Genomic DNA, 22313 nt, shown 5'->3' on the forward strand with positions numbered 1-22313 from the left:
ATTTACTAAATTTGCAGACTTATGGGACAGATCCTTGCAATAGACTATGGAAAGGCCCGTTGCGGCATTGCGGCGACGGATGATATGCGGATTATTGCCAGCGGGCTGGATACCGTTCAGACACCCGGGCTGATTGAATTTTTGAAAAAATATTTCAATGACAACAGGGTAGACGAACTGGTGGTCGGGCTGCCTGTGGATCTGAAAGGAAATGTTTCAGAAGTGGAAACTGATATTTTGAAGTTTATAGCGGTGTTTCAGAAAGAATTTCCCGCTGTACCGGTTCACCGCCTTGATGAAAGATTTACGTCTAAAATGGCTTCGTTTTTTATTTCCCAGAGCGGGAAAAGCAAAAAGCAGAGACAGGAGAAAGGATTGATAGATAAAGTAAGCGCAACCATCATATTGCAGAATTTTTTAGAACAAAGAACAAGATGATTTTACCGATAAGAGCCTTTGGGGATCCGGTTTTGAGAAAAGTAGCAAAGGATATTGAACAAGATTATCCGGAGCTGCAGAACCTGGTCGATAATATGTTTGAAACCATGTACAGTGCAAACGGCATAGGGCTGGCCGCACCGCAGGTCGGCCTGGACATCCGCCTGTTTGTCATTGATGTTTCTCCCCTTGCGGAAGATGAAGATTATGACGATATTAAGGACGAGCTGGCCCAATTCAAAAAAGTGTTCATTAACGCCAGGATTCTTGAAGAGTCCGGTGAAGAGTGGAAATTCAACGAAGGGTGCCTTTCAATTCCTGATGTGAGGGAAGATGTAAAGAGAAAGGATACCATCGTTATAGAATATTATGACGAAAATTTTGTAAAACATACAGAAACTTTTTCCGATATTAGAGCCCGCGTAATCCAGCATGAATATGACCATATCGAAGGGATCCTGTTTACCGATCATCTGAGTTCCCTGAAAAAGAAGCTTGTGAAAGGGAAACTGAGTAAAATCACCCAGGGCGAAGTCAGCATCAGTTACAAGATGAGGTTCCCGAAGTAAATAAATAACAATTAAAGGATAAAAAAAATAAACAATAAAGCGCAAAAAGCCCAAAGCCGATTGTAGAATTTACAAAAAATAAAATTATGCTGTTAGAAAAAATAATTTCAATCTCTGGCAAGCCAGGACTTTTCAAATTAGTTTCTCAACTTAAAAACGGATTTATTATTGAAGACGTTACAACCAAGAAAAAAGTAAGCATCGGGAACTCCAGCCAGGTGAGCCTTCTGGATAACATCGCTATGTTTACCGTGGATAAAGAAGTCCCTTTGTTCGAGGTGTTTGAGAATATTGCTAAAAACTACGATTATAAGGAAGCCATCAGCCATAAATCAAACGATGCCGAGCTGAAAGAATTCATGACGGCTTCTCTTCCGAGTTATGATACCGAAAGGGTATATGCCTCTGACATCAAGAAACTGGCGCAGTGGTACAACATCCTTCATAAAGCAGGCTACATTACACCGGAAAGCTTCGTAAAAGCAGAGCCTGAAACTTTGGAAGGTGAAGGATCAGAAGAAATAAGTATAGATAAAGAAGCGCCTAAAAAAGCAGCCCCGAAAGCGGAAAAGCCTGCAGCCCCTAAAGTGAAAGCGACTTCTGCAGCGAAAGCAGCTCCTAAAAGTACGCATACCAAAAAAGGATAATTCATTCATCTGAATTTACAATATAAACCTCATCGTTCTGATGGGGTTTTTTCGTTGGTGATCGATCCGCTAAAATACAATGAAACGGGTCTTAAAGAAAAGTTGACCAGGTTCACCTGGTCCCTCCGTTTTGCCCAACTCCTTTAAGACAGGTCTGCTGGTTCTTTCGTCATTTTCTGCTAAGAGCATATTCATTTTGGGAAATTAATCTCCATGATGATGGGTTCCGGATTAATAGGTTGGTAATGTTGGCTACTCTGTGCCTATACTTCTTTATTAGAGCATCCTTTGATATGTGTGATCTCGTTTACCATATTTAAAGTCAGCAAGGATGGGATTAATCCGATGCCTGCCATAATTGCAGCGTAAGAGAAAATGATTTTTAAAGTATGTATAATAACTGGAATATCCGAAATGTGAAATGATGTTATGGAACTGCTTACCGACGCAATTCAAACACCTTTTTAGTATCTATGCTTAAAAAGCAGGCTGTGACAAAACAATGATTACGGCAACCTATGAAAAAGGCACTGCTTTCGTGATTTTTGGGAAAATGAAACCGGCCGCTTTAGCGAGCAAGATGTGATTTGTGAACCCAAAGCAGTAAATTGGTGGACTATAAGCCGGGATTTATCAATATTTTTGTATTGAAAATTCACCATTGCTCATGAAAAATGAAAATGTGCAGCTGATTGAGCTTTCGGGGAAAACATATGATCTTATGATATCACCGATGTCTGTATCCTATATTCCTTCAGAAAGCGATCCGGATATGTCTTCGGTTCACCGCCACGACTACAATTCCCTTTTTATATTGGAAAAAGGTTCAGTAACGATGGTTGTGGATAATCAATATATTACCATGTCCGGGTCATCTGTACTGCATATTTCCAAAGGACAGGTCCATCAGCCGGTGGAAACTTCAGATATCAAAGGTTGGGTAATGGTATTCGATGAAAAAATCCTCGATCCTGAAATCTTAAATTCATTGGAGCGGACTTCAGGTGAGATCACTCTGTTCTCCGTGGATGAGGCAGATTTTGCTTTTTTAAATAATCTGCTTGGTAACTTACATATTACTGTACAGCAAACTGCAGAGAATCCATTCGGCAAAAAGCTTTTGAACGCAATGGTGAATGCTGTGTATTATAAACTGGCAGATATGTATTGGTCTGTGAAAACAAATGCTTTGGATCGCTACGGCTCAAGGCCTGTACAAATCACACAGGATTTCAAAAGACTTGTAAGAAGCCATTTCAGGGATTTCAAAAAGCCTTCTTCATATGCGGAAATGCTGAACATTTCAACAACGTACCTCAATGACACGGTTAAAAAGCATACAGGTTTCCCCTCTACCAGCTTTATCCAGCAGGAGATCGTTGCTGAAGCACAGCGTCAGCTTCTTTACACAAATAAAAGCGTTAAGGAAATTGCATATGACCTTGGTTTTGTTGACTGGAAATATTTCCTAAGGCTGTTTTCAAAAGTAACAGGGAGATCGCCGACTTTATTTAGGAAAAAAGCAGAACCGGGTAGCCATGACAAAAAATGAAAATAAGATCTCAATCTTTTCTCAAAAAGCAATTAGAATATGAAGAATAAAAAAATATTAGTCTCTGGAGCCAGCATTGCCGGCCCTACCTTGGCATACTGGTTACATCAATATGATTTTGAAGTCACCGTAGTGGAACGTGAGCCTGAATTAAGACTTGGCGGGCAAAATATTGATGTGAAAGGACCGGCGAAAGAAATTGCTGTGAAAATGGGAATTGTAGAGGAAATTCGTAATCACAACACAACTGAGATCGGACTGCGTTTCGTAGATTCGCAAAATCAGACATTGGCGGAATTTCCGGCTGATAGTTCAATGAGTATGACGCAGGAACTGGAAATCCTGCGTGGGGATCTGGTTAGGATCCTTTATGAACACACCTCGAATGATGTTAAGTATATCTTCGGCGATCATATTGTCAATATAAAGCAAACAGATGACGAGGTAGAAGTTGAATTCGGCAGCGGAAAAAAAGAATTTTTTGATATCGTGATTTCGGCAGAGGGTATAGGCTCGGGCACGCGTAACCTGGCGTTTGGCAGGCCTCCCCGTTACAAGTATTTGGGCCTGCATACAGCATATCTGACGATCCCAAAGAAAAATACAGACAGCCGATGGGCCCGCTGGTACAACGCGCCAAAAGGAATCGTTTTCATGCTGCGCCCTGACAATTACGGAGAAACAAGGGCTTCAGTTACTTTTCTGGCTGAAGAGAATGCCTATAAAGACCTTGACGAGAAGGAGCAGAAGAAAGCGCTGATCAGGCATATACAAGGTGCAGGCTGGGAGTCTGAACGCCTCGTTGATGAAATCGAAGGGAGCAGGGATTTCTATTTTGAAAGAGTCAGCCAGGTCAAGGCTGATCGGTGGAGTACCGGCAGGGTTGCCGTTACGGGCGATGCAGCCTGGTGCGCTACACCGATTGCAGGTAAAGGTACTGATCTTGCCATGGCCGGAGCTTACGTACTTGCCGGAGAGTTGTCAAAGGCAAAGGACCATGAGGAAGCTTTTAGAAATTATGAAGAAATAATGAGGCCATACGTTGAAGAATGTCAGAAGCTGCCACCTGGTATTCCGGGCATCGTGTATCCTGAATCAAAATGGGGAGTTGCTCTGCTGAACAAATGTATTAGGGTAGCAGGGAGTAAACCTGTTAAGCGGTTAGCGGGTTTTTTTTCAGGAAAGAAAGAAGACAAAAAAGAATTTATACTTCCGGATTATGGGAACGGGTCTGATCATAAGGAAAATTGATATTGCATAATTAATTAATATAATAATATGTTTCCTGCGCTAATTATAACCTAAGAATCAATCTAACAAAACGATAATTAATTGACTTTTTTAAATGGAGAATTTGGAATTTTAAGACTGCCACTTAAAATATGCATTTCATACCTGATTCTGAAGATGCCCAGATCCTGTAAAACCGGAACGCCCCAATCAGTAAAATCATGCAAACCGTACGGATGGTCCTGCCGTATTAAAAGCATACCCATTATGCCCACTTTGTGCCATTTCTGAATTTGGTCTGCAATCTTTTCAGCCGACCCAAAAAATTGTGACGTGGCACACTGCTCATTGGAATAATTGCATCAATTCCATATATTTTTCAATTGCATCTTTTTCTGCTTCGCCGATAATTGGATTTTGTGAATGGCTATGATGAAATCTTCAGGTTGCCTTTGTCTTGCAATAAAGCTTCTGCCTGATCCTGTTTTAATTTGGACATTGATGAATTTCACATGTACCCTGTCATATTGATTTTAAAGTTGTGTCAATTAAAATCATACATCAGTTCTGATATCACCTCTTTTACCGAACGAATCTTTTTAATGTAAGAGATGCCGTTTCCTACCGTGATATACCCTTTGTTGATATCTCCATCCAGCATTCCTACTTTTAATCCCTGTTCGCCATACATTTTATGGGCAATTTCATCCCGTGTATGACCCCGTTCATCCATTGCCAAAAGTTCACGGCTATAGGGTGTTGGTATAGAGCGGTAGTACGCAGGATTGGTTCTGAAGATCAATAAGTCGCTGGCTGTGTGGTCAATGATAAGTTGTTTGACATTTTCTGCAGCGGGATTTTCTTCTGTAGCGATAAAAACGGTACCTGCAAATATTCCCTCGGCGCCCAGGGCCAATGCAGCTCGGACTGCCCGGATATCTGCAATTCCCCCCGCTGCCATTACCGGAATATTCACAGCATCGGAAATCATCGGTACAATTGAAAATGTACCGATGATTTTATCGGGAACTGTTCCGCCTTCGTCAAATCCGGTGGCTACAAGAATATCTACACCTATTCTTTCCGCATATAAGGCGTTTTCCACGCTTGGATTTAGTGCACGGTAAATTGTTTTAATATGGTTGTCTTTGAATCTTTTAACCAGAGGCCCGAAATCAAAGTTTTCGATACCATTCACCAGAACCACTTTCACATCTTCCTCGATAAGCAGGTCAGCTATTTTATCAATTTCGGTTAAATCATTAGAAATTACCACTGGTACTGCAAAAGGTTTTTCAGTCAAAATTTTCACTTTCCGTATTTCTTTTCGCAGCCGATCTGTAATTTCCTCAAATGATGCTGGATTTGTTTTTTGGCCTGCGTGGGGACCCAGCATTCCTAAACCTCCGGCATTACTTACAGCGGCAACTAATTCTGCATTCGTAACCCATGACATTGCCCCTTGAATGATTGGATATCTAATTCCTAAGATTTCTGTTATTCTGTTTTTCTTGTTCATTTCCATAATATATACGTCAACATTATACGTATGTGACGGTACAAAGCTACAATAATATCACTTTCTTTTTTATAGTACTTTCCTGAAGGAAAGTTGATTTTAAGGATTCAGACAAAGTATTGAATTTGACTATCCTAATGATAATCACTTTCTTTAATAAAGTAATTTAATACCTTTGCAAAGCATTTGGTTTTAATTATAAAATTACCAGGTGAAAAAATCATGAGTAAAAAAACATCATATTCAATTCTAGAACTCGCCATCGTTTCGGAAAGGAGCAGTTTTAAACAAACTCTGAACAACTCACTTGCTTTAGCTAAAGTGGCAGAAGAATATAATTATACAAGGTATTGGTTTGCAGAACATCACAATTCCGAATCGGTTGCCAGTAGTGCAACCTCCATATTAATTGGCTACATTGCTGAAAATACGGAGAAAATCAGGGTCGGTTCGGGCGGAATTATGCTTCCGAACCATTCGCCACTTGTCATTGCAGAGCAGTTTGGAACATTAGCCCAACTTTATCCCGACAGAATTGATCTGGGATTGGGAAGAGCTCCCGGAACTGATATGCCTACTGCACAAGCCATTCGTTCGGATTTTATGAAAGCGGCACACTCTTTTCCTGCAGAAGTGGAGAAGATTGAGGACTATTTTTCCATTGAAAATAAAACTTCGAAAGTAAGGGTACCGATTGCAGAAGGGGTGGATGTTCCGGTTTATATTTTAGGTTCAAGTACGGACAGTGCGCATCTGGCAGCAGCGAAAGGATTGCCTTATGCCTTTGCAAGTCATTTTGCATCTGCTCATTTGCATTCCGCCTTGGAAATTTATCGGGAAGAATTCCAAGTATCTGACGTTTTGAAAAAACCGTACACGATTGCCGGAGCTAATATCATCATTGCCGATACGGATGAAGAGGCAGAAAGAGCATTCACATCATTAATCAGAATGTTTTTCGGCGTTTTGACCGGAAACTCAAAGCCATTGCAGGCACCAACTGAAATGACGGAAGATTTAATTGAAGTCTTAAAACATCCAAGTTTGCATCAAATGTTGAAATATTCGTTTGTAGGAAATAAGGAAACGGTTAAAAAACAGGTAGAGGATTTCATTGAACAAACTCAAGTTGATGAGATTATTATGGTGTCTAATATCTTTGCACTGGAAGATAGAATAAAATCGGCACAACTTTTTGCTGAAATAATGGATGAACTCAATGCTAAAAAGGCTTCCGTAGTTAATTAAACCCAATTTGAAAATAGCAAAAAAGGAAGCATATAACGAATGTCTGAATATTGTAAGCCCGTTAAGGACGCTTTGGAAGTCATCAATGACAAATGGAATGGAAACTGGCAGTTATCATTTCAGTGGGTATAGGAAATGAGCGATTTACGGAGATTCAGGAGGGGATTGGAGGCATTACGCCGAAAGTTTTAGATAAAGAACTGAAAGATTTTCGAGAAGCATAAACTTATTAAACAAATAATTACAGACGGTTATGATGTAAAAATCATAGAAAATCTGAAGAATGCGCAGCGACCTTAACTTCCATGATTTATACTTTAAAAGAATGGGGAAATCAAAGCTATCATTCCTAAACAGGCTCTGAATAATTTTTTTTCATCATTTATGTTTTTCAGCCTCTCAATCGAGAGGCTTTTATTTTATATTAATTTGTCAGCATGATAGTAAGGTATCCTTTCTAAGAACTAGAGTATAAAGAGAATTGAAAATTAATAATGTAAGTGCTTTCATTTTTTTGTTTTAGCTATTTTCCTTCTCTTTATCTCCAAAGACTTTTTCCCGGTGATTAATCCCCCAGTCTTTCATTGCATAAATTATTGGTGTTAAAGTATCTGCATAAGGCTCACGAGTGTATGTAATTTTTACTGGGTAATCACCTATTACGGTTCTTTTAACCAGTTCATGTTGCTCCAGCTCTTTTAACTCTTTGGCAAGAACCTTAGGAGTGATGCCCGGAATACTCTCCTGTATATCCGTAAACCGGTCATTGCCTACTCCTATAGACACAAGAATAGGGAATTTCCACTTTCCGCTCATTACATCTAAAAAATCCCGTACCGGTTTGATGGTACTGATGCAATCGTTATAACCTTTTTTTACTGCCATAATAATATCCTGAATAAGAAAATGTGCTTTCCTTTTGGAAAGTACTATACAAAGTAAAGTATATTTTCCGGAACTTTGTATCATAATTAAAAAAAAATCATCCTTTAGTATGGAAGCAGACATATCAAAAACGCAACAAAGCAACTTTACATTCCAGGAGGTATTACGTTTAAGAAAATCCTGTCGCGGCTTTTTGGAGACGAAGGTACCGAATGACATTATCACCTCCGTTTTGGAAGATGCACATCTGGCACCGTCCAATTGTAATACCCAGCCATGGGAAACACATATTATTTCAGGCGATAAACTCAGAGAATTGTCTGAAGCTTTACTCAGAGAAAATAATGCACAAAGATTTACGCCGGATTTTAGCTTTGATACGGATGAGTATCACGGTCGTTATAAAGAACGTTACTTTAACCTGGCTAAGACTCATTACGAAGGGTTTGGGATAAAACGTGAAGACCAGGAAGGACGAAAAGAAGTTTCTGATCTGAATTACAAATTCTTTAATGCTCCGTACCTTGCGATACCTTTTATGCCGTCATTTGGCGATAATGTGCGTGTGGGCGGCGATATAGGAATGTATGGTCAAACATTTCTCTTATCACTCACAGCACATGGTCTTGCCGGTATCCCGCAGACAGCGCTGGGCTTTTTCGCGGAAACGATAAGGGGAATCCTGAATGTGCCTGAAGAGCTTAAAATGCTGTTTGGAATTTCATTTGGGTATGCCGATCCAACCGCACCGGGTAATTCATTTAAGCTCGGACGGGATCCGATTGGCAGCAATGTCATTTTTCATCAATAATAAGTTAGTTTAAGAATGGAAGATAACAAGGATAGAAAAATGATCATCGGCCTGACTTCCGGCAATGGTTATGGCTTCCAACCGGGAGCATGGCGCGCGCCGGGTGTTGATCCGGCAGATTACACAAGTTATGACGCCCGCGTTAGACACGCACAGGCAGCAGAGCGAGGAAAGTTTCAGTTCATGTTCCTACCGGATGGCCCTTTCACTGATAACCCCTCTCTTCTTGAAACCGAAGCGCCCAACTTTAATCTCGATGTGATGATGACCTTGGCCGCAGTGGCAAGGGAAACCAAACGGATTGGTTTGGTTGCCACAGGTTCTACCACTTTCAATGCGCTTTATACACTGGCTAAACAGTTTAAGGCACTCGATATTATGAGCCACGGGCGGGCGGGTTGGAACGCTATTACTTCCACCAGTAATGATGTGGCAGCAATTTATGGGCAAACCATTCCGTCCAGCAGGGACCGCTATGGACGTGCACACGAAGTGGTGCAGTTGGTTCAGGCATTTTGGGGAAGCTGGGGAAAAGATGCATGGGTACATAACCAGCAGACCGGCCAATTTGCAAAGCATGATGAGATTGCTACAGTCAGTTTAAAAGGCAATTATATAAATGCAAGGGGTACGCTGTATATTCCGCCATCTGAACAGGGACAGCCTGTTGTCTTTCACGCCGGTGGAAGCCCCAATGCCCATGAGTTGGCGGGCCGTTTTGCGAATGTCGTTATAGGTGCAGCCTTCACCATTGAAGACGGCATGCGGCAGCGCAACGCATTTCGTGAAGCGGCAAAAAAATACGGCCGTGATCCTGATGAGATTAAGTTTATCGCAGGGATGATGACCACCATTGTTAAAGACCGTCGCACAGCACTGGACCGCAGGCTGCAGTTGATGGGCCATCTTATTCCACAGCGGGTAACTTACCTTCAGCAGATGCTGGGCATAGGACTGGACCGGAATGATCTGAATAAACCTCTTTCACCTGCACAATTGGAAACCGCACGCCCTTCGCCGTACGATCCACGGTCTGCCAACGCCCTCAAAATTGCAAAGGAAGGCTGGAGTCTGAAGGACATTATTGCACATGGAATTATTGATTACCATCCCTCCATCGTGGGACCTGGAATTGAGGCTGCAGACCATATGCAGGCTTGGTTTGAGGCCGGGGCCTGCGATGGTTTTTGGATCTCTCCCGATATACTGGATGACGGAGTTGATGCTTTCGTAGATGAAGTAGTTCCGATTTTACAGCAGCGTGGACTTTTTCACCAAGACTATGAAGGTACAACATTAAGGGAACATATCGGTGCCCCTGAACAATATGGAATTGACCCACGGGTTTAAAACAGAAAATTATTAATTATAAAATTTAAGAATATGAAAATAGGAATTGTTGGAACAGGTGCCATAGGAAGCATTTTAGCAGAGAGATTATCTGAAGCCGGGCATCATGTAAAAGTAACCAACACCAGGTCAATGCCTGAACTGGAAAAAATTGCCGCCGCTTTAGGCGCAGGTGCTGCAACCCTCCGGGATGTAGTGAAAGATGTTGATGCTGTCATCTTCTCAATGCCCTTCAATGCGTACAAAGACCTGCCAAAGGACTTACTAAAAGAGGTGCCTCAGGATGTGGTGGTGATGGATACATCAAATTATTATCCTTTCAGAGATGGCAACATCGCTGAGCTGAAGGAAATCACAGAAAGCGAATATATTTCAGGTATACTAAATCGACCGCTGACTAAAGTGTTCAACAATATTCTGGAAGGTACCTTGAAACACAAAGGCACAACAGCCGGTACCGAAGGGAGAATAGCTATTTCTGTAGCGGGCGATAACGAGGAACATAAGAAGATTGTTGCTCAAATAGTAGATATTACAGGTTTTGATAACGTTGATGGTGGCACATTGGCTGAATCCTGGAGACAACAGCCCGGAACTCCGGCCTATTGTACTGAATTGAATAAGGAAGAATTAAAACAGGCATTGGCTGACGCTGAAAAAGGAAAAGCACCTGCAATAAGGGATTTTATCATGGACAATCTGAGAAGTAAGGACAGCTGGCCTTCATATGAAGAAATTTTATCAGGCAACCGCATACATCAGAAAGGAAAAAGTAACTAATTCCTAAGCATTACGAATAAAAATTCTAAAAAAAGTGAATGAAAAATAATCAGAATCCCACGGTCCTTGTTTTAGGAGCCAGCGGAACAATCGGAAAACAAGTGGTAAGAGATCTTGAAGGCAAACCTGTTAACATCCGGATCACTTCCCGTAAACAGGAGGAAGTAAAGAAACTCTGCAGTGAAGGGAAAGACTGCAGGTTTCTTGACCTTGACGATCCGCAAACGTTTGCTCTTGTACTTGCAGGTGTAGACCGCGTTTTTCTGCTGACCGGCTATACTGTCGGTATGCTTACCCAAAGTAAAACTTTGGTGGACGCCGCTAAAAAAGCCGGTGTCAGACATATTGTACATGTAGGAGTTTTTGCTGAATGGGATACTACGGATGCTCACTTTGCATGGCACCAGATGATTGAAAAATATATTGAAGCGAGCGGTATTGCCTGGACACATCTTCACCCTAATATGTTTATGGAGGCATTAACAGGTGCTTATCTTCCAAAAAACTTGACATACACCACCTATTGGAAAGACCGCAGGGTCGGTTATATCGCGGCAAGTGATATTGCTGCAGTGGCCGCACAGGTTCTTGTAGATGGTCCTGAACGCCATGCAGGGATAGATTATTGGCTGAGTGTGGAAAGTCATAATGGTCAGGAAATCGCCCAACTGATGAGTAAAGTTACCGGACTTGAGATCAAATGCGAGGAAAAAGGGCTTGAAGAGTTTAAGGAACTGATTGAAGACTGGATATCCAGCGGTGCTGATAAATGGTATGCAGGCGCTAATATTGAATTTGTTAGACAGATGCTGGATGGCAGAATGTCATACATGTCAATGGTTCAGAATGACATTCCATATATCCTGGGCAGACCCGCAAAAACTGTAGAAGAGTTTTTAACCGAAAATAAAGAGTTGTTGATAGTTTCGGCTAACGAAAATAGTTAGATATATTTCGCTCACAGGCAATAGTAATCTGCCTGTGAGCATTTTTCCTTGGTCTCAGGAAATATTAATTTATGGTTATTTACGGCATTTATACCTGCTGCTTTTTCTGCTGGACATTTATAACTTCAAGTTCTACTAATTTTTTTAAAGTAATTAACTGAAAACAGGTTATATGAACCTATCGAGCCAAAACAGGTAAGCCTGCAGGAAATGACAGGGATAACAGCCCTCCTAAAACTTCAGGAAATCATAATATAATAAGCCAGCGCCTGAAAAACAGTTCTCATAGAATATGTTTCAAATCCCGGATTAAATTTGGGATTTTGCATTTTCAATGCGTTAAATCAAACATTTTTAATATATTACATTCAAGTATCAATTACAATAGTTTAAACGTCTATAATCTCAGAAAACGATAGAATGAAGTTAAAAGCAAAAGTGACCATCCGGCAATATTTAAAAATATTATTCAGCTTAACCTATTCAAAGCCCATGATGATATTCCTTGTCTGCTTCGCGTTGTTAATGGTGCTTTGGATTGTGCTTTACCACTTGAATATTTTAAATCTTCCGGAACCTTTAATTTATCAGTATATCACTTTACTTTTAATTGCTGTGATTCAGCCGGTCGTGATATTTACCACCATTCTGAGAAATTATTACTCAAGCAATCATTTAAGGGAAACGCTGGATATGGATTTAACCGAAGACAAGATAAAAATCAGAGGCGAGTCCTTCTACATGGAAATTCTCTGGCCGAAAATCTATAAGATTGTTGAAAAGAAAAATTGGTTTCTCGTCTATCAAAACAATTTATCTGCGATTTTAATTCCTAAAAAAAAGCTATCGGTGGAGCAGATAAAGCAGATTCAAGAAATTTTAGGATCAGTAAAAACTATAAAATAATGAGGACAAACACATCTGCGTGCTACAGTTAATAAAAAACTGTATTTTAGGAAGTTGAATCCTTATTTTCCATAACTTCGTTTGCATTCTACAGAAAAAGCTTTCCCCGAAAGTCTGCCACTTGTTTTAGCCCCGAAACGTAATACTCATTATTGCCGGATCTCAAAAAACGATGGTTCACTATTTAAAAAGACAAACTGAAGGTATTGTTTAATATTAACTTTCCACAAGAATATTCATTTTTAATTTTAATCAAATGAAAAATAAAAAAGTTATGATTTGTGATGATGATCACGATAATTTAAATATATCGGAGTTCCTTTTAGAATTTGAAGGATATATAGTGATCAAAGAAATTGACAGTACTAATCTTATAAATAAAATTAATGAGAATAATCCGGATATTCTGCTCGTGGACATGTGGATGCCTGTACTATGTGGTGGTGGTATAATAAAAATAATCCGCGTAGATTCTAAGAATAAAGAATTGCCAATAATAGCGTTTTCGGCGAGTTATGAAAGTGATAAAGCAGCCATTGAAGCAGGCGAGAATCATTATATAAGCAAACCTTTTAATATAGATGATTTCACTAAACTGATCAGTAAGTTAGTTTCGTAAGTTATTTAAGACTCTAATAATTCTTTATATTATTTTTGATTAATAATCTTATTAATTCTTAAAAGTAAATTATCAATGTCAAATGGTTTTGTAATAAAGTCATCAGGCTCACAGAGAATACTGAATTGACTCAATTTAGCATGTGCGCTCATAATAATAACGGGTACGCCATCATTGTCCTCATTGTTTTTGATCTGTTTGCAAAGATCAATGCCTGAACCATCCGGCAACATTACATCAAACAGATAAAGGTCAGGAATAATACTTGTATCTCTTGCTTTAAAATCCTGTACATTTCCAAATGATTGCACTAGATAATTCTCGGAAGTTAAAAATAGCTCCATAACTTCCCTTATCGCCTCGTCATCCTCAACTAAAAAGATTTTTCTCATGTCTTTGCTAAGCAAAATCAGAACCATTATTTGGTTCTGATTCAATTATGTATGTACTTATTTGGTTTCAGAATCCATTTTATTTGTCACCTTTCTCGATGGGAAGTGTGAACCAAAACTCACTGCCTTTTCCCAGCTTGCTTTCAACACCAACCTTTCCGCCATGATTTTTAATGATATCTGCACTGATGTAAAGTCCAAGGCCAAGACCTGTAAACTTTTGGCCCTCATAATTGGTTCTGTAATAGCGTTCAAAGAGGTGCGTCAATTTTTCCTTTGGAATTCCCGGTCCGTTATCTTTTACGCTGATCCTTATTTCTGTGCCGTTCAGTTTTTCAGCCCTAACGATGATCTTTTCTGAATCCGGAGCATACTTGATGGCATTGGTGATGAAATTGCTCATAACCTGGCCGATCTGCTGGTTGTCAGCATTAACGCTCTCATCGGTGTCTCCTTCGAAGATAAGTTCCTGCTTTGTGCCATCCGCTAAATTGGAATAGCAGTCATTAAATAATTCTGAAAGAGCAAACGGTTTTTTGTCAAGCCTTAAATGTCCCTGTTCTATCCTGCTGGTATCCAGGAGATCAGAGATCAAGCGTGATAATTTCTCTAAACTTTTGTTGGCCTGTTCCAAAAGTCTTCCCCGGGATTCTGTCGTAAGTTTTTCATGAGAACGCTGAAGAAGCTGTATAGTAGCTTTCAAGGCAGTTACCGGAGTTTTCAGTTCGTGGCTTGCAATACTGATGAAATCATCTTTGCCCTGAGTGATCATTCGGCGCGTTGTAACGTCCATAAAAGTTCCGATCCCCCCAGACAGTTTACCTTCAATGTCAAATATCGGTGCCGCATTGATTGAGATATAAAAGCGCTCTCTGTCAGGAGGTTGAACACCGATCTCGTAATCGAAAACAGGTTGTCCGGTCGAAAACATGATTGACATCGGATGTTCCTCTGAGGGTAGCGGAGAGCCGTCGAGCCTTAAATTCTGCCATTGCGGGTCATCATAGGTTCTGTCTTTAATGGTACTTTCGCTCAGTCCCAGGATCTGCTGCGCCATTGGGTTGGCATAGATCAACTGGCCACTTGCATCCGTTACTCCGACGCCTTCAGCCATCGTTTCCAAAATGCCGTGTAAGCGCTGTTCGCTGTTTCTCAGTGTCTCTTCAAGTGCGATTTTTTCTTTAATGGTATCTTCTTTCTGTTGGATGGCCAGGACATGCGGGGTTACCTCCATCGCCATATCGATGACACCGGTCACCTTACCGTTTTCTATAAAAGGCGTATAGGTGAAATTAAAGAAGCCGTTGTCCAATTTCCCGCCACGATTGAGCATTACCGGATTAGAGTAGTCTATATGCGCTGTACCTTTTTCGTATGTCTCGATCAGCATATTGGCTGCATGCTGCCCTCTAAGTTCAGGGAGCTCTTTGAACAAAGGCTTTCCGATAATAGAGGCGTCTTTGCCGATAAGTTCGAGCATCGATTTGTTTATCATAGCCACAACGAAGTCATCCCCCTTAACCAGCATCATTGCTACGGGAGCCTGGGAAATAAGATTGCTGAAACTTGTTTCGCTGTCGGAAAGCTGGTCGTTCAGTTTGAGAATGGTATTGTTCAACTTCACCAGATCACTGTTCCTGTCTTCCAGAAATTTGTTAGAGTTATCCAGATCAATAATGTCATCCCGGAATCCCTTATTGTCAAAAAGAAGATTCGTATTTTCTTTCCGGAGCTGATCGTTCAGTAGATGGATTTGCTGATTAGCTAAATCCAGCTGATCATTGGTGGCTGAATACTCTTCATTCAATGCACCCAATTCCTCATTGCTGGTCTGTATTTCTTCAGTGAGCGCAATGAGCTCTTCGGTATATTCCTGTAATTTAAGCTCGCGCGCCTCCAGTTCTTTCCTTGCGGTTACTTTTTCCGTAACATCCATTACCGTGGCCATTACAGCATCAACCTGATGATTTGCATCGAGCAGAGGCTGTAAGCTGATATCGATATATTTGCTTTCCTTATGATTCACCACATAAGCATCAAAAACTATTTCTCTGATGGAGATCGCCTGCCCGGAAGAATAAACAAGATCAAGTTGGTTAGAAAAGATCTGGCCCCTGAGCATAGGGAAAATTTCCAATAGTGGTTTTCCCAGTAATGTTGTTTCAGTATATCCCCAAATGGTCAGCATTTCAGGATTGGCGGTTTCAATCAGCATATCACTGCCTTTCAGTAAAGCAAGCCCCACCGGGGTTGTTCTTACCAGTTCCTGCATTCGGTTTTCGGTATATTCTAGTTTTTGAAAAACCTTGTTCAGACGGTTGTTTGTATCATTCAGTTCCTCATTGGTCGCCTGGTATTCTTCATTGGTTGCAGCCAGTTCCTCATTGATTTGCTGTTCGTGTTCCTCTTTTTCACGCACCAGCTTCCAGGCTTTTACCCTTTCAGTGACATCCACTGTTGTATGCAGGATGCAATACACCTTACCTTCTTTATCTAAAATAGGCCTGTAGATAAAGTCAAAATACGAGGTGACCATCTCACCATTGATCTCCAAGGTGGCGGCCGTGTCCTTTGCTTCATATGTCTCCCCATTTTGCCATACCTCTTTTAAAAGCTGTAAAAAAGGCTGTTCTTTCAATTCAGGCAAAGCCTCTTCGATGGGTTTGCCCAGAACAGACTGGTCTTTCCCCCAGATGACCAGCATCGCATCATTAGCCAATTGAATGGTAATATCCGACCCGGTATAGATAGCTGTTGCATCACTGGATTGTTTGAGGATTTCAAGAAGTGCTTCAGTACCCAAAGCAGAAAAAAATCTAATCATGTATTGAAATAGAGATAAATTTTAAGTGATAGCGTACTAAGGTTAATTGCCTTAGCATTAGAAATCTGGTACAAATGTAAACATTTAAAGTATATAGTAATAAACGAGATTTTAAATACTTAGTTTTAGAACCAATAGACTAATGACTATGCTGTTCAGTAGTAATTTTTAAAACTAATTAATTAAAAATTGAACTGTTGAAAAAAGATTTATCTTTTAAAAAATAATCTCAAAAAACGATGAAAAGCCTTTACAATTTCAGATTTATACTTTTCACAAATGTGGATGTTGTGAGATTGCTAAAAAGGTTCATATAACAGAACGATCAACTAAATTTAATTATATGGATCAAAATATATCACTTATCATAACTAAAAGTACTGAAACGAAAATTCCAAAAGCAATCCCTCACTTAATAAAAATGATTTACTAATTATTGCATTAAAAAGCGATGAGTTCAGTTATTTTGTTTTTAAAGTTTTAAGGTCTTATTTAACTAATCTCCAAGACTACACTGAATATGATTTTGTAAAGCTTGTTAATGAACTTAAATTGTCAACTTTTCTTGGATTTCATAAAAGTGAATGGGGTATGCCGGTAGATAAAGTTTATTTTGCCGTCATTGATGGGTAAGTGGTAATTGAATCGATTGAAAATTTGAAAATCGATGAAAGTGGTGATCAGTTTATTTTAATTCCTGATAAAAAAGTCAGTCCTGGAGAATTGCTTGAAATAGACTTATCAAATATGGATCATTATGACAGTTATTATGATTTTGTAGCAGAATACATGGCCAAAATGAACACTGAATAAATTAAATATACCCTCAGAAAACGATATTTTATTTAGCATTCGTAAATATCTCCAATAATCTGAATATTTGCGGCAAATTGAAAATAGAGAAAAAGCTTTGTATGACTTAAATTTTAGGGGACATAACAGCAATGATAAATTTATTAAAATTAAAGGGCATAAAAATGCAGAGTTAATAATTACCAAATAAAAATAGTGCTTACAACAGGTGCTTTGAAATAACGGAAACAGGCAGTGGGCTTCCTATTATGGCAGTGCCGGCAGCAATTATTTTGGAGAATATATCAATGCGAAATTCTTAAGCAACGGCGCACTTATCTTATGGGGCCTTACAGGATCGCCTGCCGGAATAGGGACCAATGGTACTGCCTACCCGAATATGACCAACCCTTATCCGTCATCACCTTTCGGCTTTATTGCTAAATTCAGCTCAAACCGTGAATTGTCAACTTCTGATGACACAATTAAAAACAGAGACCTGCAGCTGTATGACAATCCTAACAATGGTAATTTTGCTGTTTCAGGAAGTATTCTGGAAAAACAGAAGGCCGGTCTTTCCGTATTCGATATGTCCGGAAAATTAGTTTATCAGGCTCCTTTTGAGAAGAAAAAAACCAGTCACTTTAATTTACAGGGCACGCTGGCCATCGGGAACTACCTGCTGGAAGTGACCTCTGAAAACAGGGAGAAGCTAAAAATCTTTAAGATGACTGTTAAGTAGCAAAGATCGCAGTCTCATAACCTGTCAGAACATTTTAAGCTATAAAAATAATCTCAAAAAGCGGTCAAAAGCCCCGAAAGCCCTGGGAAATCAGGGTCTCGAAGCACCATCTTTCCAACATATTTTAATATCAGCTGCAATGCTAATCCATATCTGTATGGCAGGTTAGATTATATTTCGCTCTGTACAATCCATTAATATTAAACCAGATATCCTGAACCCCGGTCAGGATATCTGGTTTAATTCAAAACTCTAATCCGGAAGCTCTTCAATGCTTCTGGGCTCTGTCCGGGGAGCTGCATTCATCAGGTGGCGGTATTTTGATGAAGTCTCATATGCCAGCTTTCTTACCCGCATGATATTGCCAAGCGGCCTGTGTTCAGGCAGGCAATGAAAAGGGTTGAAACTTAAAACATCATCGCCGTATACTCTCCGCTCAGGGCTAAAAGTATTTTGCGGATGTATGGTAAGGCTCGCAATTCCCTGATAGGGACTGTCTTCTTCCATCCACTGCACTGAGCCGTCTTCCACAGGCATCTTTTCCAAATCCGTACATAGTTGAGCGGATAGCTCGTAAACTGCGGTCTGGTTTTCGAAAAAGTTCTTTACAATAGTCGTAAGGAAACTTTCCGGTTCTTTTTTTATGAGTTCTTCATCCATATCTTTTCCATGGAGAGCCGCTACGTTTTCGGATTTCGGGGCGATGGAAATTTTAGCAATATAATCACCATACCGGATCGCAGCCATGCTGAAATACCGGTCACCTAAAATATGGGATCCCGGTATGCTGAAATGGTTAGGGTCATCTTCTTTTCCGAGCAGGTTATTAATTTTTCTCCCCGCTACTACCATCGCTCCCTGAATACTCTGGAAAAGGTCCGGGGTATTGATGTATTCCTCAACTTTTTTCTGTTGGTCAAGATAATCCTTAACGGTTCCTGTAGGGATAACCGGATAGTTTACCAGCAGGAAATCCTGTGTAAGGGCATCTTTCTCCTCCGGCAGGAATTTTTCTCCTTCGATGCCGATTATTTTAATTGCCATGCCGCGTTGGGAAGATTTTTTATCCGGTTCTATCATACCGGGGGCAGTAGAGAAACGTATAATAACCGGGAATTTACGGGGCTCTTTAAAAATACCCTGGGCCAGATGTTCCGGCAGATTGTCGTATATTTTAAGCTCTCCGCGAAGGATGCCATGGTTTTTTGCATGAGCGTCACGCACGGCATGGCGGTATCTTTCAAACATGATCTTATTGACCCTTGCCATAGATTCTACAACGGCCCGGCTGTCTTCTTCTTCATTGGGCTGGATAACCTCGATTCCTTCAGAATACTTTATATATTTATTGCTGTTATTTTTATCTTGATGATTCATAAGATTGTATTATTATAATTGGTTCAAGCGGATAATAAAATTTGAAAATCCATTTCCTGTTTAGCATGTAAATGATAATTGAATAAGATGTTTTATTATTAAAAATGTATTGACCTGCTAAAAAATGCCGGATACGGGATCTTAAAATTCTATGATAAAGACTTTATTTATAAACGTAAAAAAACAAATCCCCAACTTTATAATACGGGGATTTGATGTGGTTATATAATGATTTCAGGTGTATAGGAAGAATTATTTAAATGCTGCTTTCAACTGTTCAGCGGCATATGCCTGTGCTTCTTTTGCCTGGGGTACAATAACTGCCATTCCGAAAAATTCATGCGTTACGCCATCATAATTTTTGCTGTCTACTTTAACACCCGCTGCCGCAAGCTTGTCTGCCAGCATTTTCCCGTCTTCGTTCAGCGGATCAATTTGTGCAGTGATTATGGTCGTAGGCGGAAGGCCTTTAAGATTTGCATTAACCAGAGAAATTCTCGGATCTTTCGCCTCATCCATACTGTTCAGGTAATGTTTCGTGAACCAGGCCATCATGGGTTTGTTCAATGGTTTTGCAGCTGCGTACTGTGTATATGATTTTGTATTCATATCTGATTGTGCAATAGGATATACAAGAAGCTGGTGTACAGGTAAGGTGATTTTTTTGTCTCTTGCCATAATGGATACATTGGCAGCCAGGTTCCCGCCGGCACTTTCTCCCGCAACAGCAATTCTTTTGGGATCGCCTTTAATGGATGCTGCATTTTTAACGACCCATTGATATGCTTCAAAAGCATCATTATGGGCTGTTGGGAATTTATTTTCAGGTGCAAGACGGTAAGCAACGGATACCACCACAGATCCTGTTTGTTCAGCAAGTCCCTGTGCAGATGCATTGTAAACGTCAAGATCTGCAATCACGAATCCTCCGCCATGGTAGTATACAATAACAGGGAAAGGTCCGTTGCCGGATTTCGGCGTGTACATACGCAGATGAATTTTACTACCGGTTACAGCGATATCTGTTCCTGTTGTGTCAACCTTAGGAGCAGGCATGGTAATCTTGTTTTCTTTAACCAGATCCATAACAGCATCGGTAGGCGTATGGTTTTTCCTGGCCTCTTCAGGCGTAAGCGTTTCAATAGGTTTATCCCCATAGCTGGCCAGCTTCTCAATGACAGCCTGCATTTCAGGTTTGATTGATTTTCCCCAATCTGGAGCATTACCCGTAGGTTTAACCATCGCTGCATTTGCAGAATCCCCTTTTTCGGCTCCTGTGGATTTTACAGATTCGTTTGTTTTTGAGCAGGATACTGCCATTGCCAAAGCACATATTGCTATTGACCTTTGGATAATTTTGTTTTTCATATTAATAATGTATGTGGAAAAAAGTTATCCAATAATATGCCACATATTTTATAAAACGGATTATAATTCATCAGTTAAACTTACTGTTTAAACAATGAATACGCTGTAATTATCCAATAATAATATTATAAAAATGGGTTCTAATTTGCTTTTGTTATAACGATGTTCTTGCTAAAAAAGGGGTTTAACTTATCTGTTATTGATTCTAAGATTATTGAAGCAGTACAGGAAAATCCCTGTGAAAATCGGGAAGAGATGTTACTAAAGCGAGGTCTTTGGAGGATGGCGATTTTTTATAGGATTTTGATAAATCTGAATGGAAATGATAAAAAGGTTTGATGTTTATTTTATTGATCTGAATCCTGGCGGAAGGTAAAAAATGTAAATTTATTTTGTATATGTATAAATTACCTGCAAAAGCATAAAATATTAATTGAGATCTGAGTTTATTAAACAGCAGTGCGGGTATTTTGAATATTAATATTCTATTGCTGATAAGTTGATCTCAGAAAATAAAATGCTGGGCGCACAGATTTACTGTAAATTAATTTATATATAAAATTTCTTCCATTTAGCTACAGTATTACGGCTGAGATTAAAATGCTTTCCCAATTGAGAATTATTCAGCTTATGTTTTTTTTGGTAGTCCAAAATCTGTAAAACCGCCTGTTTATTATAAGACTTAAGCTTTTGGTTATCTTTTATAACCTCTTTATCTCCACCTCCGCTGATGATAGTGTTTAGGTGAATAAGGTCCAGTAATCCAAGCTGGCTTTTCTGTAAAATACGATTGCATAAGACCGCTTTTTCAGGATATTTCAGGCGGATCATGTCATGATAAATTTTTTGGTAGTCAGGTGTTTTCATCTTCTGGAGTATTTTCGGTGATATTTTTACTGATCCATTTATAGAGCGTAGTTTTGGGAATACGGTATTCCTGGACGATTTCAGTTTTTGTTTTGCTTCCTGTCCTGATAAGGTCAAGGATAAAGTCTATGATTTCTTTGCTGTAGATATTTTTACGGAATACGGGCAGCTTCGTTTTTATAACAGACGGGATCTGCCTGTCTGCGTTGGATGGCGGTGAATAGAGAATTAAATGCTGTGTGTAAATACGGAAAAAATCATATTCCAGGAGTTTGCTCCATCTCAGGAGAGTCCCGGCGCTTAAGTCTTCGGAAGAATACATTTCCAGCACTTCTTCTTCAGAACATTTCATAAAGGTGCAGATCCGCGGTAATTCAATTCTGCTTTCACCAACTCTTTTTTTTATCGTGCTTCCAATATGGATATATTTGAAGTTCATAAAATATAATT

At 39.8% G+C, this 22313-nt stretch carries 23 protein-coding genes; 15 read left to right on the plus strand and 8 right to left on the minus strand.

The window, feature by feature from the left end; translation table 11 throughout:
- Positions 1–21: 21 nt before the first annotated feature.
- The 5 genes from ruvX (at position 22) to SD427_RS03270 (ending at position 4457) form a co-directional block, all read left to right on the plus strand.
- Positions 22–438: a Holliday junction resolvase RuvX gene (gene ruvX, locus SD427_RS03250; protein WP_320559871.1), complete on the plus strand. Its 417-nt coding sequence runs from the start codon at positions 22–24 to the stop codon at positions 436–438.
- Positions 435–1007 (plus strand): peptide deformylase, encoded by a 573-nt coding sequence (gene def / locus SD427_RS03255; protein WP_320559872.1) that lies wholly within the window; start codon positions 435–437, stop codon positions 1005–1007. Before ruvX ends, def begins: the two co-directional genes overlap by 4 nt.
- A gap of 86 nt (positions 1008–1093) precedes the next feature.
- A complete protein-coding gene (locus tag SD427_RS03260) occupies positions 1094–1654 on the plus strand; it encodes a DUF5606 domain-containing protein (protein ID WP_320559873.1) in 561 nt (186 codons plus the stop codon).
- Between the two features lie 667 nt (positions 1655–2321).
- Positions 2322–3206, plus strand: coding sequence for a helix-turn-helix transcriptional regulator (locus SD427_RS03265; RefSeq protein ID WP_320559874.1), 885 nt, complete (start codon positions 2322–2324; stop codon positions 3204–3206).
- 39 nt (positions 3207–3245) lie between these two features.
- Positions 3246–4457 carry an FAD-dependent monooxygenase gene (locus SD427_RS03270; RefSeq protein ID WP_320559875.1) on the plus strand — a complete coding sequence of 404 codons (1212 nt, stop codon included), beginning with the start codon at positions 3246–3248 and terminating at the stop codon, positions 4455–4457.
- A gap of 523 nt (positions 4458–4980) precedes the next feature.
- Here SD427_RS03270 and SD427_RS03275 read toward each other — a convergent pair.
- Positions 4981–5892, minus strand: a complete 912-nt coding sequence (locus SD427_RS03275) for a nitronate monooxygenase (protein WP_320559876.1) — start codon at positions 5890–5892, stop codon at positions 4981–4983.
- 282 nt (positions 5893–6174) lie between these two features.
- Here SD427_RS03275 and SD427_RS03280 point away from each other — a divergent pair, with 282 nt between their 5' ends.
- Positions 6175–7203, plus strand: a complete 1029-nt coding sequence (locus SD427_RS03280) for an LLM class flavin-dependent oxidoreductase (RefSeq protein ID WP_320561010.1) — start codon at positions 6175–6177, stop codon at positions 7201–7203.
- A gap of 92 nt (positions 7204–7295) precedes the next feature.
- Entirely contained in the window at positions 7296–7427 is a 132-nt protein-coding gene (locus SD427_RS03285; protein WP_320559877.1) for a winged helix-turn-helix transcriptional regulator, read from the plus strand.
- A 295-nt stretch (positions 7428–7722) separates the two neighbouring features.
- Here SD427_RS03285 and SD427_RS03290 read toward each other — a convergent pair whose 3' ends face one another.
- The gene (locus SD427_RS03290) at positions 7723–8172 is read right to left on the minus strand and encodes a helix-turn-helix domain-containing protein (RefSeq protein WP_320559878.1); all 450 of its coding nucleotides are present in this window, start codon (positions 8170–8172) and stop codon (positions 7723–7725) included.
- Between the two features lie 25 nt (positions 8173–8197).
- On the opposite strand from SD427_RS03290, the gene SD427_RS03295 reads away from it, so the two are divergent.
- From SD427_RS03295 to SD427_RS03320, 6 genes are all read left to right on the plus strand, one after another.
- Positions 8198–8899: a nitroreductase gene (locus SD427_RS03295; RefSeq protein ID WP_320559879.1), complete on the plus strand. Its 702-nt coding sequence runs from the start codon at positions 8198–8200 to the stop codon at positions 8897–8899.
- 39 nt (positions 8900–8938) lie between these two features.
- Positions 8939–10249 carry an NtaA/DmoA family FMN-dependent monooxygenase gene (locus tag SD427_RS03300; protein WP_320561011.1) on the plus strand — a complete coding sequence of 437 codons (1311 nt, stop codon included), beginning with the start codon at positions 8939–8941 and terminating at the stop codon, positions 10247–10249.
- 33 nt (positions 10250–10282) lie between these two features.
- On the plus strand, positions 10283–11029 hold the full coding sequence (locus SD427_RS03305; RefSeq protein ID WP_320559880.1) for an NAD(P)-binding domain-containing protein: 747 nt from the start codon (positions 10283–10285) through the stop codon (positions 11027–11029).
- Positions 11030–11067: 38 nt separating this feature from the next.
- Positions 11068–11976, plus strand: coding sequence for an NmrA family NAD(P)-binding protein (locus SD427_RS03310; protein WP_320559881.1), 909 nt, complete (start codon positions 11068–11070; stop codon positions 11974–11976).
- 420 nt (positions 11977–12396) lie between these two features.
- Complete coding sequence (locus SD427_RS03315; protein WP_320559882.1) at positions 12397–12882, plus strand: YcxB family protein; 486 nt, start codon at positions 12397–12399, stop codon at positions 12880–12882.
- 256 nt (positions 12883–13138) lie between these two features.
- Positions 13139–13501 carry a response regulator gene (locus SD427_RS03320; RefSeq protein WP_320559883.1) on the plus strand — a complete coding sequence of 121 codons (363 nt, stop codon included), beginning with the start codon at positions 13139–13141 and terminating at the stop codon, positions 13499–13501.
- Between the two features lie 29 nt (positions 13502–13530).
- Here the strand turns inward: SD427_RS03320 and SD427_RS03325 are convergent, their stop codons facing one another.
- Positions 13531–13893, minus strand: a complete 363-nt coding sequence (locus SD427_RS03325; protein WP_320559884.1) for a response regulator transcription factor — start codon at positions 13891–13893, stop codon at positions 13531–13533.
- A 79-nt stretch (positions 13894–13972) separates the two neighbouring features.
- Positions 13973–16717 carry a PAS domain-containing protein gene (locus tag SD427_RS03330; protein ID WP_320559885.1) on the minus strand — a complete coding sequence of 915 codons (2745 nt, stop codon included), beginning with the start codon at positions 16715–16717 and terminating at the stop codon, positions 13973–13975.
- 657 nt (positions 16718–17374) lie between these two features.
- Here SD427_RS03330 and SD427_RS03335 point away from each other — a divergent pair.
- Both SD427_RS03335 and SD427_RS03340 read left to right on the plus strand, forming a co-directional pair.
- The gene (locus tag SD427_RS03335) at positions 17375–17530 is read left to right on the plus strand and encodes a hypothetical protein (protein WP_320559886.1); all 156 of its coding nucleotides are present in this window, start codon (positions 17375–17377) and stop codon (positions 17528–17530) included.
- Between the two features lie 379 nt (positions 17531–17909).
- A complete protein-coding gene (locus SD427_RS03340) occupies positions 17910–18251 on the plus strand; it encodes a T9SS type A sorting domain-containing protein (protein ID WP_320559887.1) in 342 nt (113 codons plus the stop codon).
- Positions 18252–18503: 252 nt separating this feature from the next.
- Here the strand turns inward: SD427_RS03340 and SD427_RS03345 are convergent, their stop codons facing one another.
- The 4 genes from SD427_RS03345 to SD427_RS03360 all read right to left on the minus strand — a co-directional run bounded on the left by SD427_RS03345 (position 18504) and on the right by SD427_RS03360 (position 22302).
- On the minus strand, positions 18504–19628 hold the full coding sequence (locus SD427_RS03345; RefSeq protein WP_320559888.1) for a catalase family protein: 1125 nt from the start codon (positions 19626–19628) through the stop codon (positions 18504–18506).
- A 252-nt stretch (positions 19629–19880) separates the two neighbouring features.
- A complete protein-coding gene (locus tag SD427_RS03350; RefSeq protein WP_320559889.1) occupies positions 19881–20996 on the minus strand; it encodes an alpha/beta hydrolase in 1116 nt (371 codons plus the stop codon).
- Between the two features lie 549 nt (positions 20997–21545).
- Positions 21546–21863, minus strand: a complete 318-nt coding sequence (locus SD427_RS03355; RefSeq protein ID WP_320559890.1) for a helix-turn-helix domain-containing protein — start codon at positions 21861–21863, stop codon at positions 21546–21548.
- Positions 21850–22302: a transposase gene (locus SD427_RS03360; RefSeq protein WP_320559891.1), complete on the minus strand. Its 453-nt coding sequence runs from the start codon at positions 22300–22302 to the stop codon at positions 21850–21852. Before SD427_RS03360 ends, SD427_RS03355 begins: the two co-directional genes overlap by 14 nt.
- Positions 22303–22313: the final 11 nt, after the last annotated feature.

This window comes from Chryseobacterium sp. JJR-5R (assembly GCF_034047335.1).
In the GTDB taxonomy this organism is placed as follows: Bacteria; Bacteroidota; Bacteroidia; order Flavobacteriales; family Weeksellaceae; genus Chryseobacterium.

Excerpts from the sequence above, each read along its gene's own strand:
- SD427_RS03320 (WP_320559883.1), top strand. The coding sequence starts at position 13,139 with ATGAAAAATAAAAAAGTTATGATTTGTGATGATGATCACGATAATTTA.
- SD427_RS03345 (WP_320559888.1), bottom strand. The coding sequence starts at position 19,628 with ATGAATCATCAAGATAAAAATAACAGCAATAAATATATAAAGTATTCT.
- SD427_RS03330 (WP_320559885.1), bottom strand. The coding sequence starts at position 16,717 with ATGATTAGATTTTTTTCTGCTTTGGGTACTGAAGCACTTCTTGAAATC.
- SD427_RS03315 (WP_320559882.1), top strand. The coding sequence starts at position 12,397 with ATGAAGTTAAAAGCAAAAGTGACCATCCGGCAATATTTAAAAATATTA.
- SD427_RS03290 (WP_320559878.1), bottom strand. The coding sequence starts at position 8,172 with ATGATACAAAGTTCCGGAAAATATACTTTACTTTGTATAGTACTTTCC.
- SD427_RS03275 (WP_320559876.1), bottom strand. The coding sequence starts at position 5,892 with ATGTCATGGGTTACGAATGCAGAATTAGTTGCCGCTGTAAGTAATGCC.
- SD427_RS03295 (WP_320559879.1), top strand. The coding sequence starts at position 8,198 with ATGGAAGCAGACATATCAAAAACGCAACAAAGCAACTTTACATTCCAG.
- SD427_RS03305 (WP_320559880.1), top strand. The coding sequence starts at position 10,283 with ATGAAAATAGGAATTGTTGGAACAGGTGCCATAGGAAGCATTTTAGCA.
- SD427_RS03340 (WP_320559887.1), top strand. The coding sequence starts at position 17,910 with ATGACCAACCCTTATCCGTCATCACCTTTCGGCTTTATTGCTAAATTC.
- SD427_RS03285 (WP_320559877.1), top strand. The coding sequence starts at position 7,296 with ATGGAATGGAAACTGGCAGTTATCATTTCAGTGGGTATAGGAAATGAG.
- SD427_RS03310 (WP_320559881.1), top strand. The coding sequence starts at position 11,068 with ATGAAAAATAATCAGAATCCCACGGTCCTTGTTTTAGGAGCCAGCGGA.
- SD427_RS03355 (WP_320559890.1), bottom strand. The coding sequence starts at position 21,863 with ATGAAAACACCTGACTACCAAAAAATTTATCATGACATGATCCGCCTG.
- SD427_RS03325 (WP_320559884.1), bottom strand. The coding sequence starts at position 13,893 with ATGAGAAAAATCTTTTTAGTTGAGGATGACGAGGCGATAAGGGAAGTT.
- SD427_RS03270 (WP_320559875.1), top strand. The coding sequence starts at position 3,246 with ATGAAGAATAAAAAAATATTAGTCTCTGGAGCCAGCATTGCCGGCCCT.
- SD427_RS03300 (WP_320561011.1), top strand. The coding sequence starts at position 8,939 with ATGATCATCGGCCTGACTTCCGGCAATGGTTATGGCTTCCAACCGGGA.
- def (WP_320559872.1), top strand. The coding sequence starts at position 435 with ATGATTTTACCGATAAGAGCCTTTGGGGATCCGGTTTTGAGAAAAGTA.
- ruvX (WP_320559871.1), top strand. The coding sequence starts at position 22 with ATGGGACAGATCCTTGCAATAGACTATGGAAAGGCCCGTTGCGGCATT.
- SD427_RS03360 (WP_320559891.1), bottom strand. The coding sequence starts at position 22,302 with ATGAACTTCAAATATATCCATATTGGAAGCACGATAAAAAAAAGAGTT.
- SD427_RS03265 (WP_320559874.1), top strand. The coding sequence starts at position 2,322 with ATGAAAAATGAAAATGTGCAGCTGATTGAGCTTTCGGGGAAAACATAT.
- SD427_RS03350 (WP_320559889.1), bottom strand. The coding sequence starts at position 20,996 with ATGAAAAACAAAATTATCCAAAGGTCAATAGCAATATGTGCTTTGGCA.
- SD427_RS03260 (WP_320559873.1), top strand. The coding sequence starts at position 1,094 with ATGCTGTTAGAAAAAATAATTTCAATCTCTGGCAAGCCAGGACTTTTC.